Source organism: Ferrovibrio xuzhouensis (assembly GCF_042648965.1).
Taxonomy (GTDB): domain Bacteria; phylum Pseudomonadota; class Alphaproteobacteria; order Ferrovibrionales; family Ferrovibrionaceae; genus Ferrovibrio; species Ferrovibrio xuzhouensis.
This window is the reverse complement of record NZ_JBHRYJ010000010.1, coordinates 1-1,671: the sequence shown is the minus strand read 5'-3', so window position 1 is coordinate 1,671 and position 1,671 is coordinate 1. Positions and strand designations below refer to the sequence as shown.

Annotated in this window: 1 protein-coding gene; it reads right to left on the bottom strand. The window is 62.7% G+C overall.

Annotation, left to right across the window (positions count from 1 at the left end; all coding sequences use genetic code 11):
* Positions 1-221: 221 nt before the first annotated feature.
* Complete coding sequence (locus ACFOOQ_RS23270; protein WP_011997539.1) at positions 222-1,577, bottom strand: IS1380-like element ISPme1 family transposase; 1,356 nt, start codon at positions 1,575-1,577, stop codon at positions 222-224.
* Between the last annotated feature and the right edge of the window lie 94 nt (positions 1,578-1,671).

Sequence of the window (1,671 nt, the reverse complement as noted above, 5' to 3'; positions counted from 1 at the left end):
CCGACATTCCCCAAGTGGCCCGCCGCTTGACTTCAAGATCGCCTGATTTTGCTCGCTGGGCAAGCGTTTTTCGCCCCGAGCGGTGTCTGTCGTCGCGCAAACGGCCGAAGTCGGGTGGATCAAGCCTCGAACCCGCAGCATTCTGGCCCGGCAGAGCCGCTTTTCCGCGCGGCAGACGGACCTGTCCTGCCGCTTTCGTTCAGCTTGGGCATGGATCGTGGTCATGCGCATGACGGAGGCGTTCGAAGACGGCGGATGGCGGCAAGGACGGCCCGCACCATCGGGCCGGTGACGGCGACCTCGGCCAACTGGAAGGTAATGGCGCGGGCGTGGCGGACGACGCGGGCGCCGATCTTGATCAGCTTGAGTTGCAGGCTGGTCAACGACCAGTCCGCCATGGCCTCGGGCAGTTCGATGCAGCGCAGGAAGGTTGCCAGGTTGTAGGCCAGCGCGTGCAGTTGCAGCCGCACCTCGTTGTGCCGGAACTTCCGGCATGACAGCCGCGTCCAGCGAAAGGCATATTTGCCTTCCTTGATGTGCTGCTCTGCGGTGCCGCGCTGGTTGTAGAACCTCACCACCCAGTCTGGCTCCATCGGCAGGTTGGTGACGATGAAGCCGACTTTGGGGAACAGCTCGCCCGGATGCCATTCGATCTTGGCGATGACGCGGCGCGGCTTGTCCCAGGACGCCGCCTGATACTCGAAGTCCTCGAAGAACCGTTTGACCTTGGTCAGCGAAGGCCGTCCCACGGGCCGTGTCAGCCGATGCGCGATCTTCTCGCGCAAGACGGCGTTGGCGGGCAGACGGATGGCGTAGAAGAACCTGGCTTCTTCCAGCCGCATATAGATCGCGGGGATCGCGTAGGCAGCGTCGGCCCGGAAGAAGCGTCCACCAAGGTCGCGGCCAGCATATCGGGCAATGACGGGATCAAGGACATCCCGCCAGCCATCGGCGCTGTGGACATTGCCGTTACGCAGGGCGCAGCGCTCCAGCATGCCAAACTGGTTGAACAAGAAGATGGGGTGATAGCAGGTGCAGTCGAAATGCCCGTTCCAGGCAGTACCTTCCTGATCGCCGTGGGTGGGGCTGACCGAGCTGTCCATGTCCAGCACGATGTATTTCAACCCGTTGCGGTCATGAAACCGGTCGATCCATTGGCCGTTCAGATCGGCCAGCGCCGCCCGGTTCGCGGCCAGAGCCAGCGTCTCGGTCTCGAACCGTCCCATCTGCGATGCCGAAGCAGCTTGCGCCTCGACGGCCCTGCCGCCAACGACCTGACGCATCACGGGATCGAGGGCCAAGCGGTCGGCATCGTTCACATCCTCGTATCCGGCCAGTCGTCCGAACACCGATTGCCGGAACAATCCGTCAAGCCGATGGAGCGTGTTCTTCCCGGTGCGGCTGTCTCGCAGCGCCTCCGACGCCAGATTGGACAGGCCGAGCACGTCATCAAGCTCGCGCATCACCAGCAGGCCACCGTCTGAACTGATCTGCGCACCACGGAACTCCAGACGCACACGGCGGTCGAAATCAACCCGATCTCCCCGCGCCAAGCCCGCACCCTCCAGGTGATCCATGAAACGCGCCCCTCGCAGCCGTCAACGCCATGATTTATATGCGAAATATCACGATTACGACAGCGAAATCAGCGACTTACTTGGAGAATGTGGG